The 15570-nt window shown below is 68.9% G+C and carries 15 protein-coding genes; 14 read left to right on the top strand and 1 reads right to left on the bottom strand.

The window, feature by feature from the left end; genetic code table 11:
* The first annotated feature begins 2 nt into the window (after positions 1–2).
* From aroC to aroB, 3 genes are read left to right on the top strand one after another with little or no spacing between them, the layout of a single operon-like run.
* Positions 3–1211, top strand: a complete 1209-nt coding sequence (gene aroC, locus GAA2_RS12870; RefSeq protein WP_024497147.1) for a chorismate synthase — start codon at positions 3–5, stop codon at positions 1209–1211.
* Entirely contained in the window at positions 1208–1756 is a 549-nt protein-coding gene (locus GAA2_RS12865) for a shikimate kinase (RefSeq protein ID WP_024497146.1), read from the top strand. Before aroC ends, GAA2_RS12865 begins: the two co-directional genes overlap by 4 nt.
* A gap of 10 nt (positions 1757–1766) precedes the next feature.
* Positions 1767–2879, top strand: coding sequence for a 3-dehydroquinate synthase (gene aroB / locus GAA2_RS12860; protein WP_024497145.1), 1113 nt, complete (start codon positions 1767–1769; stop codon positions 2877–2879).
* An 80-nt stretch (positions 2880–2959) separates the two neighbouring features.
* Here the strand turns inward: aroB and GAA2_RS12855 are convergent, their stop codons facing one another.
* Positions 2960–3445 carry a B-4DMT family transporter gene (locus tag GAA2_RS12855; protein ID WP_024497144.1) on the bottom strand — a complete coding sequence of 162 codons (486 nt, stop codon included), beginning with the start codon at positions 3443–3445 and terminating at the stop codon, positions 2960–2962.
* Between the two features lie 109 nt (positions 3446–3554).
* On the opposite strand from GAA2_RS12855, the gene GAA2_RS12850 reads away from it, so the two are divergent.
* The 11 genes from GAA2_RS12850 (at position 3555) to mihF (ending at position 15539) form a co-directional block, all read left to right on the top strand.
* On the top strand, positions 3555–4673 hold the full coding sequence (locus GAA2_RS12850; protein ID WP_024497143.1) for a M24 family metallopeptidase: 1119 nt from the start codon (positions 3555–3557) through the stop codon (positions 4671–4673).
* A gap of 21 nt (positions 4674–4694) precedes the next feature.
* Positions 4695–5258 carry an elongation factor P gene (gene efp / locus GAA2_RS12845; protein ID WP_006436310.1) on the top strand — a complete coding sequence of 188 codons (564 nt, stop codon included), beginning with the start codon at positions 4695–4697 and terminating at the stop codon, positions 5256–5258.
* A 3-nt stretch (positions 5259–5261) separates the two neighbouring features.
* Positions 5262–5747, top strand: a complete 486-nt coding sequence (nusB, locus tag GAA2_RS12840; protein ID WP_024497142.1) for a transcription antitermination factor NusB — start codon at positions 5262–5264, stop codon at positions 5745–5747.
* Between the two features lie 150 nt (positions 5748–5897).
* Positions 5898–6482, top strand: coding sequence for a bifunctional pyr operon transcriptional regulator/uracil phosphoribosyltransferase PyrR (pyrR, locus tag GAA2_RS12835; protein WP_024497141.1), 585 nt, complete (start codon positions 5898–5900; stop codon positions 6480–6482).
* Positions 6482–7432, top strand: a complete 951-nt coding sequence (locus GAA2_RS12830; protein ID WP_006436307.1) for an aspartate carbamoyltransferase catalytic subunit — start codon at positions 6482–6484, stop codon at positions 7430–7432. Before pyrR ends, GAA2_RS12830 begins: the two co-directional genes overlap by 1 nt.
* A gap of 31 nt (positions 7433–7463) precedes the next feature.
* Positions 7464–8774 (top strand): dihydroorotase, encoded by a 1311-nt coding sequence (locus tag GAA2_RS12825; RefSeq protein ID WP_024497140.1) that lies wholly within the window; start codon positions 7464–7466, stop codon positions 8772–8774.
* Positions 8771–9385, top strand: a complete 615-nt coding sequence (locus GAA2_RS12820; protein ID WP_024497139.1) for a hypothetical protein — start codon at positions 8771–8773, stop codon at positions 9383–9385. The genes GAA2_RS12825 and GAA2_RS12820 overlap by 4 nt, the downstream gene beginning before the upstream one ends.
* Positions 9382–10569: a glutamine-hydrolyzing carbamoyl-phosphate synthase small subunit gene (carA, locus tag GAA2_RS12815; RefSeq protein WP_024497138.1), complete on the top strand. Its 1188-nt coding sequence runs from the start codon at positions 9382–9384 to the stop codon at positions 10567–10569. The genes GAA2_RS12820 and carA overlap by 4 nt, the downstream gene beginning before the upstream one ends.
* Positions 10569–13904 carry a carbamoyl-phosphate synthase large subunit gene (gene carB, locus GAA2_RS12810; RefSeq protein WP_024497137.1) on the top strand — a complete coding sequence of 1112 codons (3336 nt, stop codon included), beginning with the start codon at positions 10569–10571 and terminating at the stop codon, positions 13902–13904. Before carA ends, carB begins: the two co-directional genes overlap by 1 nt.
* 13 nt (positions 13905–13917) lie before the next feature.
* Positions 13918–14748, top strand: a complete 831-nt coding sequence (pyrF, locus tag GAA2_RS12805; RefSeq protein ID WP_024497136.1) for an orotidine-5'-phosphate decarboxylase — start codon at positions 13918–13920, stop codon at positions 14746–14748.
* 476 nt (positions 14749–15224) lie between these two features.
* Positions 15225–15539 carry an integration host factor, actinobacterial type gene (mihF, locus tag GAA2_RS12800; RefSeq protein ID WP_004021989.1) on the top strand — a complete coding sequence of 105 codons (315 nt, stop codon included), beginning with the start codon at positions 15225–15227 and terminating at the stop codon, positions 15537–15539.
* Positions 15540–15570 lie beyond the last annotated feature (31 nt).

Genomic DNA, 15570 nt, shown 5'->3' with positions numbered 1-15570 from the left:
ACATGGAACAATTGATCACTGTGCTGCGCTGGATAACTGCCGGAGAATCCCACGGACCCGCCTTGGTCGCCCTCGTCGAGGGCATGGTCGCCGGGGTCGAGGTGACCTCGTCGGACATCGCCGAACAGCTCGCCCGCCGTCGCCTCGGTTACGGCCGGGGCGCGCGGATGAAGTTCGAGGCCGACAAGGTCACCGTGCTCGGTGGCGTGCGCCACGGCCGCACGATGGGCGGCCCGGTGGCCATCGAGATCGGCAACACCGAGTGGCCCAAGTGGGAGACCGTGATGGCGGCCGACCCGGTCGATCCCGCCGAACTCGAGGGCAGCGCCCGGAACGCGCCGCTGACCCGTCCGCGCCCCGGGCACGCCGACTACTCGGGCATGCTCAAATACGGCTTCGACGACGCCCGCCCGGTCCTCGAACGTGCCAGCGCCCGGGAGACCGCTGCCCGCGTGGCCGCGGGCACCGTCGCCCGCAACTTCCTCCGCCAGGTCTTCGGCATCGAGGTCGTCTCCCACGTCATCTCGATCGGCGCGAGCGATCCCTATGTCGGTCCGCCGCCGCGCTTCAGCGACCTCGAGGCCATCGACGCCAGCCCGGTCCGCGCGTTCGACGCCGCCGCCGAGAAGTCGATGATCGACGAGATCGAGGCCGCCAAGAAGGACGGCGACACCCTCGGCGGTGTCGTCGAGATCGTCGCCACCGGCGTGCCGGTCGGACTGGGTTCGCATGTCAGCGGAGAGACCCGGCTCGACGCGCGCCTGGCGGCCGCTCTCATGGGCATCCAGGCCATCAAGGGAGTGGAGGTCGGCGACGGCTTCACGACCGCCCGCCGCCGCGGCAGCGAGGCCCACGACGAGATGGTGCCCGGACCCGACGGCGTGCTGCGGTCGACCAACCGCGCGGGCGGCCTCGAGGGCGGCATGACCAACGGCGAGGACCTGCGCGTCCGGATCGCGATGAAGCCGATCTCGACGGTGCCGCGCGCGCTGTCGACGATCGACATGGAGACGGGGGAGACCGCCAGCGCGATCCACCAGCGTTCGGACGTGTGCGCGGTGCCCGCGGCCGGTGTGGTCGCCGAGGCGATGGTGGCGCTCGTCGTCGCCCAGGCGGCACTGGACAAGTTCGGCGGCGACTCGGTCGCCGAGACCTCCACGAACCTCGGCGCCTACCTGACAGCCGTCCACGCGCGCCCGCCGCGCCCATGACGCAGACGCCGACCCCCACGCGGCCGACCACGGGGCGCCGCCCCGCCGCAGTGCTGATCGGCTTCATGGGTGCGGGCAAGTCGACCGTCGGTCGTCTGCTCGCCGACCGGCTCGGGGTCGACTTCGTCGACACCGACATCGAGCTGGTCCGGCGTACCGGGCGCAGCATCCCCGAGATCTTCTCCTCCGACGGGGTCGACGGGTTCCGCATGATCGAGGAGAACGTCGTCACCGACGTCCTCGACAACCACAGCGGGGTGGTATCGCTCGGTGGAGGTGCGGTGACCACCGCCGGAGTGCGGGATGCACTGACCGGTCACCGTGTGGTCTACCTGCGGGTCAGCGCCGAACGCGGCTACGAGCGGGTCTCCGGCACCGACCGGCCGCTGCTCGACACCGAGGACCCGGCCGCCCGCTATGCCGAACTTCTCGCCGAGCGCACCGACATCTATTCGTCGGTGTGCTCCTTCGAGGTGGACGCCGATGCCGCTCCCGAGGACGTCGCCGACGCCATCGTCACCGAACTCGCCCGCGAACTGATGTGAGGACAGACCCATGACCGACACCGAACCCGTTGCGATCCGCGTCGATGCCGGCGCGCCCTATGACGTGACGATCGGCCGCGGGCTGCTCGGCGAGGTCGCCGCGGCCGCGGCCGGCGCCGACCGCATCGCGATCCTGTACCAGCCCCCGCTCAACAAGACCGCCGAGCAGATCCGGGAATTCCTGGCGGACAAGGGCTTCGACGCGCACCGCATCGAGATCCCGGACGCCGAGGCGGGCAAGGACCTGTCGGTGGCCGCGTTCTGCTGGGAGGTCTTCGGCCGGATCGGTCTCAAGCGCAACGACAAGGTCATCAGCCTCGGCGGCGGTGCCGCCACCGACCTCTCCGGGTTCGTCGCCGCCACCTGGATGCGCGGCATCGGGGTCATCCACGTCCCGACCACGCTGCTGGCGATGGTCGACGCCGCGGTGGGCGGCAAGACCGGCATCAACACCGAGGCGGGCAAGAACCTCGTCGGGTCGTTCCACGAGCCCGACGCGGTCCTGATCGACATCGGCACGCTCGAGACGGTGCCGCGCAACGAGATCGTGGCCGGGCTCGCGGAGGTCATCAAGACCGGCTTCATCGCCGACCCGACCATCCTCGACATCATCGAGGCCGATCCGGAGGCCGCCCTCGACCCGACCGGGCCGGTGCTCCCGGATCTCATCCGCCGGTCGGTGCAGGTGAAGGCCGACGTCGTCTCGGCCGACCTGAAGGAGTCCTCGCTGCGCGAGATCCTCAACTACGGCCACACCCTGGGTCATGCGATCGAGCGTCGCGAGCGCTACCGCTGGCGTCACGGTGCCGCGGTGTCGGTGGGCCTGGTGTTCGCCGCCGAACTGGCGCGCCTGGCCGGGCGTCTCGACGACGCGACGGCCGACCGTCACCGGTCGGTGCTCGAACTCGTGGGACTGCCGACCTCCTACGACCCCGACGCCTTCGCCGACCTGCTCGAGGGCATGGCGGGGGACAAGAAGAACCGTTCGGGTGTGCTCCGCTTCGTCGTGCTCGACGGACTGGCCAAGCCGGGCCGTCTGGAAGGACCCGATCCCGGCCTCCTCGCCGCCGCCTACTCCGCGGTGGCCGGTGGGGCGGGGAAGAGCACCTCGGTCCTCCTCTAGTCCGACGGCACCAACCGACAGACGAACGAACCCACCGCCTCGAAGCGGTGGGTTCGTTGCTGTCAGAGGTGCGAAACCGGTTACCGGGCCGCGTCGGCGTGCCGGTCCTCGTGGACCGACCAGTCGTCGGAGGCGCCCTTGTTCTGCTCGCGGCGGATCAACCAGCGGCCGATGGCGGCGCCGACGAACGCGGGGACGAACACGAGCAGCGCGGTGAACGAGGCACCGGCGATCAGCTCGACGAACAGGCCGGCCTGGCCGATCCCGGCGAGCACCGTGTTGCCGAGGATCCAGGAGATCAGCCCGGCGGCGACGCCGGCCAGGACGCCGGCCTTCAGCCAGCGCACGGTGAGGTCCTCGTAGTCGTCCGGATCGGGATTGGCGCGTGCATCGCGAATACCGTCGAAACCACCCCAGACCAGGGCTACCAGGACGACCGCCGCGATGGCGACGGTGCGCCACACGGTGGAGTTCAGCGGGGCCTCGACCACTGCGACGCCGAGCAGGATTCGGGCGAGGACGTGAACAGCGGTCATCGCCAGACCGCGTACCAACCACGTAGACATGCGCGTCATACTACGCATCCGTGCCGTGATTGCGGACACACCTGGCCGATGTGGCCGGCTCCGCGTGCCGGGTTCGCACAGTCGGACGTCCCGCCGTAGCGTTGCTCGGGTGCCGATCATCCACGACACCGCCGGCCGACGAGACCGGCTGCGGAACCAGCTACGCGACCACTCGGGTGCCGACGCGCAGGTCGCGGCGTTCATCGTCTCCGACCTCGTCAACGTCCGGTACCTGACCGGCTTCACGGGTTCCAACGCGGCAGTCCTCATCGACGTGTCCGACCCCGCGGGGGACCGGATCGCCACCGACGGCCGCTACCTCACCCAGGTCGCCGCGCAGGTCCCCGATGTCGAGCCCGTCATCGAACGCGCCTGCGTCCCCGCCCTGGTTGCGCACGCGCGGACCGCGGGTGCCGCCCGTATCGGCTTCGAGGCTGATGCCGAAACCGTCGCCGGGCACCGTGCCCTGACCGCGTCGATCGAGGATTCCGGGGTCGAACTGGTCGGTCTCGCCAGCGTCGTGCAGGGTCTGCGGGCCGTCAAGGATGCGGGGGAGATCGCGTTGCTGCGCGCTGCCTGCGCGATCGGCGATGCCGCGCTGGCCCGGATCATCGCCGACGGTGTCCTGCGCGCCGGAACCACCGAACGCGAAGCCGCCCGCGCCCTGGAGTTCGAGATGTATCGCCTCGGCGCCGACGGCATCGCCTTCGAGACGATCGTCGCCGCCGGGCCGCACTCGGCGATTCCGCACCACCGGCCCACGCACACCGCGCTGGCGGACGGCGACCTCGTCAAGATCGACTTCGGCGCCGTCGTCGGCGGCTACCACTCCGACATGACCCGAACCTTCGTGCTGCACCGCGCCGCGGACTGGCAGCGCGACATCTACGACCTCGTCGCCACCGCGCAGGCCGCCGGACGGACGGCTCTCGCTCCGGGCATGGAGCTGCGGGACGTCGACGCCGCGGCGCGTGCCGTCATCGACGACGCCGGGCACGGCGACCACTACGTGCACGGACTCGGCCACGGCGTGGGCCTCGAGATCCACGAAGCGCCGGGAATCGGCAAACTCTCGACGGGTACACTGCCATGCGGTGCTGCGGTCACCGTGGAGCCCGGTGTGTACCTACCCGGATGGGGTGGGGTCAGGATCGAGGACACCCTGGTCGTCACACAAGGCGACCCGGAACTGTTGACCACCACCGACAAGACATTCACCGTCATCTGACTGCAAGGGAAGAAACACCACATGGCGACCACCGCCGATTTCAAGAACGGCCTCGTGCTGCGCATGGACGACCAGCTCTGGCAGATCCAGGAGTTCCAGCACGTCAAGCCGGGCAAGGGTCCCGCATTCGTGCGCACCAAGATCAAGAACGTGATGAGCGGCAAGACCGTCGACAAGACCTTCAACGCCGGCGTCAAGGTCGAGACCGCCACCGTCGACCGTCGGGACATGACCTTCCTGTACAACGACGGCACCGACTACGTCTTCATGGACGCGCAGGACTACGAGCAGTTCGCCCTGCCGCCGGCCGTGGTCGGCGACGGCGCGCGCTTCCTGCTCGAGAACATGACCGTGCAGGTCTCGCTCAACGAGGGCACCCCGCTGTTCGTCGAACTCCCGGTCACCGTCGAGCTCATCGTCGCCCAGACCGACCCGGGTCTGCAGGGTGACCGCTCCACCGGCGGCACCAAGCCCGCCACGCTGGAGACCGGCGCCGAGATCCAGGTGCCGCTGTTCATCAACACCGGCGACAAGCTGAAGGTCGATTCGCGCGACGGCAGCTACCTCGGCCGCGTCAACTCCTGACCTGTGAAACAACCCGGAACCCGACACAAGGCGCGGCGGCGCGCGGTGGACCTGCTCTTCGAGGCCGAGGCCAAGAAGGTCAGTCCCAGCCAGCTCGTCGCCGAACGCCGAGAGTACGTCCGCAGCGACGAGAGCGTCGGCTCGATCCACGACTACACCGCCACGGTGATCGGGGGTCTCGCAGACGATCAGGACCAGATCGATGCGGTCATCTCCTCCCATCTGCGCGAGTGGACGCTGGAGCGTCTGCCCGCCGTCGACCGCGCCATCATGCGCCTGGCGACCTGGGAGCTGTTCAACTCGCTCGACGTCGACCCCATCGTGGTGGTCGACGAGGCGGTGGAGCTCGCCAAGGAGCTGTCCACCGATGATTCGCCGGCCTTCGTCAACGGCGTGCTCGCCAAGATCGCCGAGCTCGCACCGCAGGTGCGGGCGGCCGCATCGGCCGAGCCGAGCGGTCCGGCCGCCGGCGATTCCGCCGCCGACTGACGGCAGCCCTCCGGGTCTCCGGAGTGACGCGATGCGTCGAGAATGTGGCGCAGGTCGCGGGAATTCGTCTGTCTCGCGACGCGGTGTAAAGTGTCGCGAGACAGACATCCTTTAACGATCCGTCCTGCGAGGCGGAGAAGGAGGTCGGCTTTGGCCAGCCCCGCTCCCAGGGTGCTGCTCGATGCCGCTGACGTGTCGCGCACGATTGCTCGTGTCGCACACCAGGTGATCGAGAAGACAGCTCTGGACTCGCCCGACGCCCCGCGCGTCGTTCTCATCGGAATTCCCACTCGCGGAACATCTCTCGCGACTCGTCTGGGTTCCAAGATCGGCGAGTTCGCCGGTGTCGAGGTGCCGGTGGGCTACCTCGACATCACTCTCTACCGCGACGATCTGCGCGGCAAGCCACATCGCCCGCTCGAACGGACGATGGTCCCCGCCGGCGGCGTCGACGGCGCGATCGTGATCCTCGTCGACGACGTGCTCTACTCGGGGCGTACGGTCCGCGCCGCCCTGGACGCGCTGCGCGATCTCGGACGCCCCGCCGCGGTCCAGCTCGCGGTGCTGGTGGACCGCGGCCACCGCGAATTGCCGCTGCGCGCCGACTATGTCGGCAAGAACATCCCGACCGCTCGCGACGAGCAGGTGTCGGTGCATCTCACCGAACACGACGGAGTCGACGAGGTCGTCCTCAGCTCGGCTTCGAATGCCGTTGCCGCCGAGGGCGATTCGTGATGCGGCATCTGCTCTCCACGCAGGACCTGAACCGCGACGAGGCCACTGCGCTCCTCGATGACGCCGAGCGTTTCGAACAGGCCCTCACCGGTCGTGAGGTCCGCAAGCTCCCGACGCTCCGTGGCCGGACCGTCATGACGGTCTTCTACGAGAACTCCACCCGCACCCGCGTCTCCTTCGAGGTCGCCGGCAAGTGGATGAGCGCCGATGTCATCAACGTCAGCGCCTCGAGTTCCTCGGTGGGCAAAGGCGAATCGCTGCGCGACACGGTCAAGACCCTGCACGCCGCCGGTGCCGACGCCCTGATCGTCCGCCACCCCGCGTCGGGCGCGCCGGCCCAGATCGCCGACTGGACAACCGATTCGAACGGTGAGGGTCCGGCGATCATCAACGCCGGAGACGGCACACACGAACATCCCACGCAGGCCCTGCTCGACGCGCTCACGCTGCGCCAGCGGCTCGGCTCGCTGGAGGGACGTCGCATCGCGATCGTCGGCGACGTCGTGCACTCACGGGTCGCGCGGTCCAACGCGCACCTGCTGTCGACCCTCGGCGCCGAGGTCGTCCTCGTCGCCCCGCCGACCCTGCTCCCGGCGGGAGTGGGTGAGTGGCCGGTCACCGTCTCGGGCAACCTCGACGCCGAACTGCCCGCCGTCGACGCGGTGATGATGCTGCGCGTCCAGGCCGAGCGGATGAACGGCGGATACTTCCCGAGTCCCCGTGAGTACTCGGTCCGCTTCGGTCTCAGCGACCGCCGCCTGGCGATGCTCGCCGACGATGCGGTCGTCCTGCATCCGGGTCCGATGCTGCGCGGTATGGAGATCGGCTGGTCGGTCGCCGACTCGCCGAAGGCCACCGTCCTCGAGCAGGTCCGCAACGGCGTCCACGTACGCATGGCGGTCCTCTTCCGGCTGCTCGTCGGGTCCGACTCCGCGGGAGCCCACCTGTGACCACCACCCCCAGCACGTCAGGAGTTCGCCCGTGACCGCCCCGGCAACCGGAACCGTCCTCATCGGCGAGGTCCGTCCCTACGGCGAGGGCGAGCCGATCGATGTCCTCGTCGTCGATGGCGTGATCACCGACATCGGCGCGGGCCTGTCCGCACCCGAAGGTGCCGAGCGCATCGAGGGCAGAGGCGGTGTGCTGCTGCCCGGTTTCGTCGACCTCCACACCCATCTGCGTGAACCCGGCCGCGAGGACACCGAGACCATCCGGTCCGGCTCCGAGGCCGCCGCCCTGGGTGGTTACACCGCAGTGTTCGCGATGGCCAACACCAGCCCGGTCGCCGACAACTCCACCGTCACCGACAACGTGTGGCGCTCCGGCCGCGAGGTCGGGCTCGTCGACGTGTACCCGGTGGGTGCGGTCACCGTCGGGCTCGAGGGCGAACAGCTCGCCGAGATGGGCATGATGAACGCCGGCGCCGCGGGCGTCCGGATGTTCAGCGACGACGGCAAATGCGTCCACGACCCGCTCCTCATGCGCCGCGCCCTGGAGTACGCGACCGGACTGGGCGTGCTCATCGCCCAGCACGCCGAGGAGCCGCGCCTGACCGTCGGCGCCGTCGCCAACGAGGGCGCCACCGCGTCCCGGCTCGGACTGGCCGGCTGGCCGCGTGCCGCCGAGGAGTCGATCGTCATCCGCGACGCGCTTCTCGCCCGCGACGCCGGAGCGCGCATCCACATCTGCCACGCCTCGACCGAGGGCACCGTCGAGCTGCTGCGCTGGGCCAAGGACCAGGGGATCGCGATCACCGCCGAGGTGACCCCGCACCACCTGCTCCTCGACGATTCCCGACTTGAAACGTACGACCCGGTGAACAAGGTCAATCCGCCGCTGCGGGAGGTCCGTGACAAGGAAGCCCTGCGCCAGGCCCTGGCTGATGGGATCGTCGACTGTGTGGCCACCGACCATGCGCCGCACGCCGCGCAGGAGAAGTGCTGCGAGTTCGCCCAGGCGAAGCCGGGCATGCTCGGGCTGCAGACCGCGCTCCCGATCGTCGTCGAGACCCTGGTGAAGCCCGGGCTTCTCGATTGGCGAGGCGTCGCGCGGGTCATGAGCGAACGGCCGGCGCAGATCGTCGAACTGACCGATCAGGGCCGCCCGATCGAGGTCGGCGAGCCCGCCAACCTCACGGTCGTCGACCCGGACACCTCGTGGGTGGTCCGCGGAGACGAGCTGGCCAGCCTGTCGCGCAACACTCCGTTCGAGGAGATGACGATGCCGGCGACCATCACCGCCACCGTCCTGCGCGGGGTCGTCACCACACGCGAGGGCCAGGTGACCCGATGAACATCCGGCGCGGCCTCATCCCCGGCATCCTCGTGGTCGTCGTGGTCGCCTCGGTGATCGGCACCGTGCTCGGCTACGGGCGAGTGGTGTTCAACGCGTGGTTCATCGGCGTATGCGTGCTCATCGTGCTCGGCCTGCTGTCGATGTTCTACCTGCTGATCACCGGCAACAAGAAGAAGCAGACGGCACAGGCCGAACTCATCGGCGAACTACCGTCCACCCCGGCCGATCCCGGGGCGCAACAACGCGGCCCCGACACCGGCCTCTACCTCGGTTCCACGATGGCGCCGAGTTGGCAGAACCGCGTGGTCGTCGGTGACATCTCCGACCGCGCGTCGGCGACGATCGCCGAGTTCGCAGCGGGCGTCCTCATCTCCCGCCAGGGTGCGAGCGACATCTGGATCCCGCGAGAGGCGATCACCGCGGTCCGCACCGAACGCGGTATCGCGGGCAAGGTGATGAGCGCCGACGGCGTCCTGGTGATCCGATGGGTCCTGCCCAGCGGCACCGAGATCGACTCGGGAATCCGCGCCGACGACAAATCGATCTACCCCGGCTGGGTGAACGCCTTTGCCGGGCAGCATGACAGTGGACAGGGGACACAGGAATGAACACAGCGGTCTTGGTGCTGGAGAACGGCCAGGTGTTCACCGGCCGGAGCTTCGGCGCAGTGGGCGAGACCCTCGGTGAAGCGGTGTTCTGCACCGCGATGACCGGCTACCAGGAAACCCTGACCGACCCGAGTTACCACCGGCAGATCGTCGTGGCCACCGCGCCGCAGATCGGCAACACCGGCTGGAACACCGAGGACGGCGAGAGCACCGGCAGCGCGGGCAGCACCGGGGTCGACGGCGACTCCGGAAAGATCTGGGTGGCCGGATATGCGGTGCGAAACCCCACCCGACGAGTCTCGAACTGGCGCGCGACCACCTCGCTCGAGGACGAACTCGTCAAGCAGGGGATCGTCGGCATCGGCGGGATCGACACCCGCACCGTGGTCCGCATCCTCCGCGACCACGGCTCGATGAAGGCCGGCATCTTCTCCGGACCGGCGCTCGCCGACACCGACGAACTCGTCGGCCGGGTGCGCAACCAGCCGGACATGAAGGGCGCCAGGCTCGCCGACGAGGTCACCACGTCCGACGGGTATGTCGTGGAGCCCCTCGAGGCGCACCGGTTCACCGTCGCCGCCATCGACCTCGGGATCAAGACCAACACCCCGCGGATGTTCGCCGAGCGTGGCGTCCGTACGCATGTGCTGCCGGCGACGGTCGCGCTCGACGCGATCGCCGACCTCAGGCCCGACGGCGTGTTCCTGTCCAACGGTCCGGGCGACCCGGCGACCGCCGACGACATCGTCGAGCTCACGCGTGGTGTCCTCGGGCAGGACCTGCCGCTGTTCGGCATCTGCTTCGGCAACCAGATCCTGGGCCGGGCCCTCGGCCGGTCCACCTACAAGATGAAGTTCGGGCACCGGGGCATCAACATCCCGGTTGTCGACCACGCCACCGGCAAGGTCTCGATCACCTCGCAGAACCACGGCTTCGCACTCGAGGGCGAGGCGGGGGAGGAGTTCGACTCCGACTTCGGCCGCGCACGGGTCAGTCACGTCTGCGCCAACGACGGCACCGTGGAGGGCGTCGAGCTGCTTTCCGGCCGCGCCTTCTCCGTGCAGTACCACCCGGAAGCGGCCGCCGGCCCCCACGACGCCGCGTATCTGTTCGACAAATTCGTCACCCTGCTCGAGGGTGACCGTGCGTCCCGGAAGACCAAGAATCAAGGAGCGAGTGCCTGATGCCGCGCCGCGAAGACATCAACCACGTCCTGGTCATCGGCTCGGGGCCGATCGTCATCGGTCAGGCTTGTGAATTCGACTACTCGGGTACCCAGGCCTGCCGCGTCCTCAAGGCCGAAGGCCTGCGTGTCAGCCTGGTGAACTCCAACCCGGCGACGATCATGACCGACCCCGAGTTCGCCGATGCCACCTACATCGAGCCGATCACCGCCGAGTTCGTCGAGAAGGTGATCGAGGCCGAGCGCGACGCCGGACATCCCATCGACGCCGTGCTCGCCACCCTCGGCGGGCAGACCGCGTTGAACACCGCGGTCGCGCTGCACGACCGCGGCTCGCTGGAGAAGTACGGCATCGAGCTGATCGGCGCCGACTTCGACGCCATCCAGCGCGGTGAGGACCGCCAGATGTTCAAGGACATCGTGGAGAAGGTCGGCGGCGAGAGCGCGCGCTCCCGCGTCTGCCACACGATGGACGAGGTCCGCGAGACCGTCGCCGAACTCGGCTTCCCGGTCGTCGTGCGTCCGTCGTTCACCATGGGCGGCCTCGGCTCGGGCATGGCCTACGACGACAACGATCTGGAGCGGATCGCCGGCGGCGGTCTCGCCGCGTCGCCGACCGCCAACGTCCTCATCGAGGAGTCGATCCTGGGCTGGAAGGAGTACGAGCTCGAGCTGATGCGCGACAACCGCGACAACGTCGTGGTCGTCTGCTCCATCGAGAACCTCGACCCGGTCGGTGTGCACACCGGCGACTCGGTGACCGTCGCCCCGGCGATGACCCTCACCGACCGCGAGTACCAGATCATGCGTGACCTCTCGATCGACATCCTGCGCGAGGTCGGCGTCGACACCGGCGGCTGCAACATCCAGTTCGCCCAGGACCCGCGCGACGGACGCCTCGTCGTGATCGAGATGAACCCGCGTGTGTCGCGGTCGTCGGCACTGGCGTCGAAGGCGACCGGCTTCCCGATCGCCAAGATCGCCGCGAAGCTGGCCATCGGCTACAGCCTCGACGAGATCGTCAACGACATCACCAAGGAGACCCCGGCCTGTTTCGAGCCCACGCTCGACTATGTCGTGGTCAAGGCGCCGCGGTTCGCGTTCGAGAAGTTCCCGGGCGCCGACGACACGCTGACCACCACGATGAAGTCGGTGGGCGAGGCGATGAGCCTCGGCCGCAGCTTCGCCGAGGCGCTCGGCAAGGTCATGCGCTCGCTGGAGACCAAGGCCGGCGGTTTCTGGGCGGAGGCCAACCGGCCCGACCCGGAGACCGTCGATCTGCCCGCGCTGCTCGAGGAGATCAAGACGCCGAAGGACGGGCGTCTCTACAAGCTGATGCTGGCCTTCGAGGCCGGCGCCACGATCGAGGACCTGTACGAGGCCACCGCCATCGATCCGTGGTTCCTGGCCGAGATCGGCGGGATCGCCGCGCTGGGTGCGGAGATCCGCGACGCCGACATCCTCGACGAGGCCTTGCTGCGCGAGGCGAAGTCGACCGGCTTCTCCGACCGTCAGATCGCCGCTCTCCGTTCGGATTTCGAGGACGAGGCCGCGGTGCGTACGCATCGCCTGTCGCTCGGTGTGCGCCCGGTCTACAAGACCGTGGACACCTGTGCGGCCGAGTTCGAGGCGAAGACGCCCTACCACTACTCGACCTATGAGCTCGATCCCGCGGCCACCAGCGAGATCGCGCCGCAGCCGGATCGTCCCAAGGTGCTGATCCTCGGTTCGGGCCCGAACCGCATCGGACAGGGCATCGAATTCGACTACTCGTGTGTCCACGCCGCACTCACGCTGAGCGAGGCCGGCTACGAGACCGTGATGGTCAACTGCAACCCGGAGACGGTCTCGACCGACTACGACACCGCCGATCGCCTGTACTTCGAGCCGCTGACCTTCGAGGACGTGCTCGAGGTCTACCACGCCGAATCCCAGTCGGGCACCGTCGCCGGTGTCATCGTGCAGCTCGGTGGCCAGACTCCGCTGGGTCTCGCACGTCGCCTCGAGGAGGCGGGTGTCCCGATAGTCGGGACCAGCCCGGCCGCCATCGACCTCGCCGAGGATCGCGGCGAGTTCGGCAAGGTCCTCGCCGAGGCCGGTCTGCCGGCCCCGGCGTTCGGCACCGCGACGAGCTTCGCCGAGGCCCGTGACACCGCCGCTCGCATCGGCTATCCGGTGCTGGTGCGTCCGTCCTACGTCCTGGGCGGCCGCGGCATGGAGATCGTCTACGACGAGAAGTCCCTGGAGGACTACATCTCCCGCGCCACGGAACTGACCCCCGACCATCCGGTGCTGGTCGACCGGTTCCTCGAGGATGCGGTGGAGATCGACGTCGACGCCCTGTGCGACGGCGAGGAGGTCTTCATCGGCGGCGTGATGGAGCACATCGAAGAGGCCGGTATCCACTCCGGTGACTCGGCGTGTGCGCTGCCGCCGGTCACCCTCGGCCGCGCCGACCTGGCGATGGTCCGCACCTCCACCGAGGCACTCGCCAGGGGTATCGGGGTGAAGGGTCTGCTCAACGTCCAGTACGCGCTCAAGGACGACATCCTCTATGTCCTGGAGGCGAATCCGCGCGCGAGCCGCACGGTGCCGTTCGTGTCGAAGGCGACCGCGGTGCCGCTGGCCAAGGCGTGTGCCCGCGTCATGCTCGGGTCGTCGATCGCCGACCTGCGCAAGCAGGGCATCCTGCCGGAGGCCGGCGACGGTGGCGAGACCCCGGCGACCGCGCCGATCTCGGTGAAGGAAGCGGTCCTGCCGTTCAACCGGTTCCGTCGCCACGACGGCAGCGGGGTCGACAACCTGCTGAGCCCGGAGATGAAGTCCACCGGCGAGGTGATGGGCATCGACGCCGACTTCGGTCGCGCGTTCGCCAAGTCGCAGACCGCCGCCTACGGGTCGCTGCCGACCAGCGGCAAGATCTTCGTGTCGGTGGCCAACAAGGACAAGCGGGCGCTGATCTTCCCGGTCAAGCACCTCGCCGACCTCGGCTTCGAGATCCTGGCCACCGAGGGAACCGCAGATGTGTTGCGCCGCAACGGAATCAAGTGTGAGACCGTCCTCAAGCACTTCGAGGCCACCGCGGGAGAGCGGACGGTTGTGGACATCATCCGGGCGGGCGAGGTCACGATGGTGATCAACACCCCGTTCGGCAACTCCGGCCCGCGCGTCGACGGCTACGAGATCCGCAGTGCCGCGGTGTCGGTGAACATCCCGTGCATCACCACGGTGCAGGGCGCCAGTGCAGCGGTGCAGGGCATCGAGGCCGCGATCAACGGCGATGTCCGGGTCCGCTCCATCCAGCGACGCCACGCGGACATGGCCGGCCTCTCATGACGGTGGCGTCCGCATGACGGGGGCGTCCGGCTTCGGCGCCCGCTACCGGCGGGTGACGGCCGAACGCGGACGCCTGTGCGCGGGTATCGACCCGCACGCGGGGCTGCTGACCGGCTGGGGCCTGGACATGTCCGTCGACGGGTTGTCGCGGTTCGCCGACATCTGCGTCGAGGCGCTGGCCCCGTCGGCGGCGGTGATCAAGCCCCAGGTCGCCTTCTTCGAGCCGTTCGGCGCCGCGGGCTTCGCGGTGCTCGAACGGGTCATCGCGGGCTGCCGCGAGGCGGGTGCCCTGGTGATCGCCGACGCCAAGCGCGGTGACATCGGCTCGACCATGTCGGCGTACGCACAGGCGTGGTTGGCCGACGCCTCACCGCTGTGCGCCGACTCGGTGACCGCCTCGCCGTACCTCGGCTACGAATCGCTGCGCCCGGCGCTTGACCTGGCACGGGCGGGGGAACGCAGCGTGTTCGTCCTCGCGCGAACCTCCAACCCGGAGGGCGGGGACGTGCAGCAGGCGCGGACGGGGGAGCGGACGGTCGCCCAGTCGATCGTCGATGCCGCGGCGGCCGAGAACGCCGACGGCACCGCGACCGCCGGCCTCGTCGTGGGTGCGACCCGCGAGCACGGACTCGACCTGGCCGACCTGAACGGCCCGATCCTGGCGCCGGGTCTGGGTGCTCAGGGAGCCACCGCCGAGGATCTGAAGGTGGTCTTCGCCGACGCCGACCCCGGGTGGGTGCTGCCGGCGAGTTCGCGCGGAGTGCTCCGCGCCGGTCCCGACGTCGACGCACTGCGCGACGCGTTCGTCCGGGCCCGCGACGAGGTCGAGACCGCACTGGGCTGAGGCGACCGCCCGGTTCCGTGCGACGGCGCGACACGCGCAAAGCGCCGTCGAATTCCAGACGAATCTGGTCACACCACTCCAGTCACATCTGTCTCAGTACGTCGATCGCTCGATCGCGAGTACTTCGCATTGCTATCGATCTCGTTCACCGGCGCCACTGTCGTGACCTGCGGGTATGATGTAAAACCCGTCGTCAGAGCGGTGCAACACCGAGTGGAGCGCCGGTGTGCCGGGCCGAAGTGCCGCGGTGCACTACAACATGAGAAAACACCGCGAAAACGGGGGGTCGCGCTCGCAAATGCCTGATCACGTGGGTACGGTCGCATTCGCCGCCAACAATCGGCAGTGCCGGACGGGTACCCCACCCGACCGCATCGTTGCGAAGACGACGCAGCGCCGCCCGCGTGGCAACAGCCGTCGGACGCCTCACGGCGGACGACGACAGTCCCAATCAAGAACGAAAGACGGAGGAACCCGTGGCCCTTCCCCAGTTGACTGACGAGCAGCGCGCCGCTGCGTTGGAGAAGGCAGCTGCCGCTCGTCGCGTCCGCGCTGAGCTCAAGGAGCGCCTGAAGCGCGGTGGCACCGATCTCCAGCAGGTGCTCAAGGACGCCGAGAACGACGAGATCCTGGGCAAGATGAAGGTCTCGGCACTGCTCGAGGCCCTGCCCAAGGTCGGCAAGGTCAAGGCTCAGGAGATCATGACCGAGCTGGAGATCGCTCCGACCCGCCGCCTGCGCGGTCTCGGCGACCGTCAGCGCAAGGCCCTGCTCGAGAAGTTCAGCTCCTGAACGTGAGCAATGCAACCGAACACGGCAGCGT

The organism is Gordonia ajococcus, from assembly GCF_012974285.1.
GTDB lineage: Bacteria > Actinomycetota > Actinomycetes > Mycobacteriales > Mycobacteriaceae > Gordonia > Gordonia amicalis.
The sequence above is the reverse complement of the archived record's forward strand: the minus strand, read 5'-3'. Positions and strand labels throughout refer to the sequence as shown.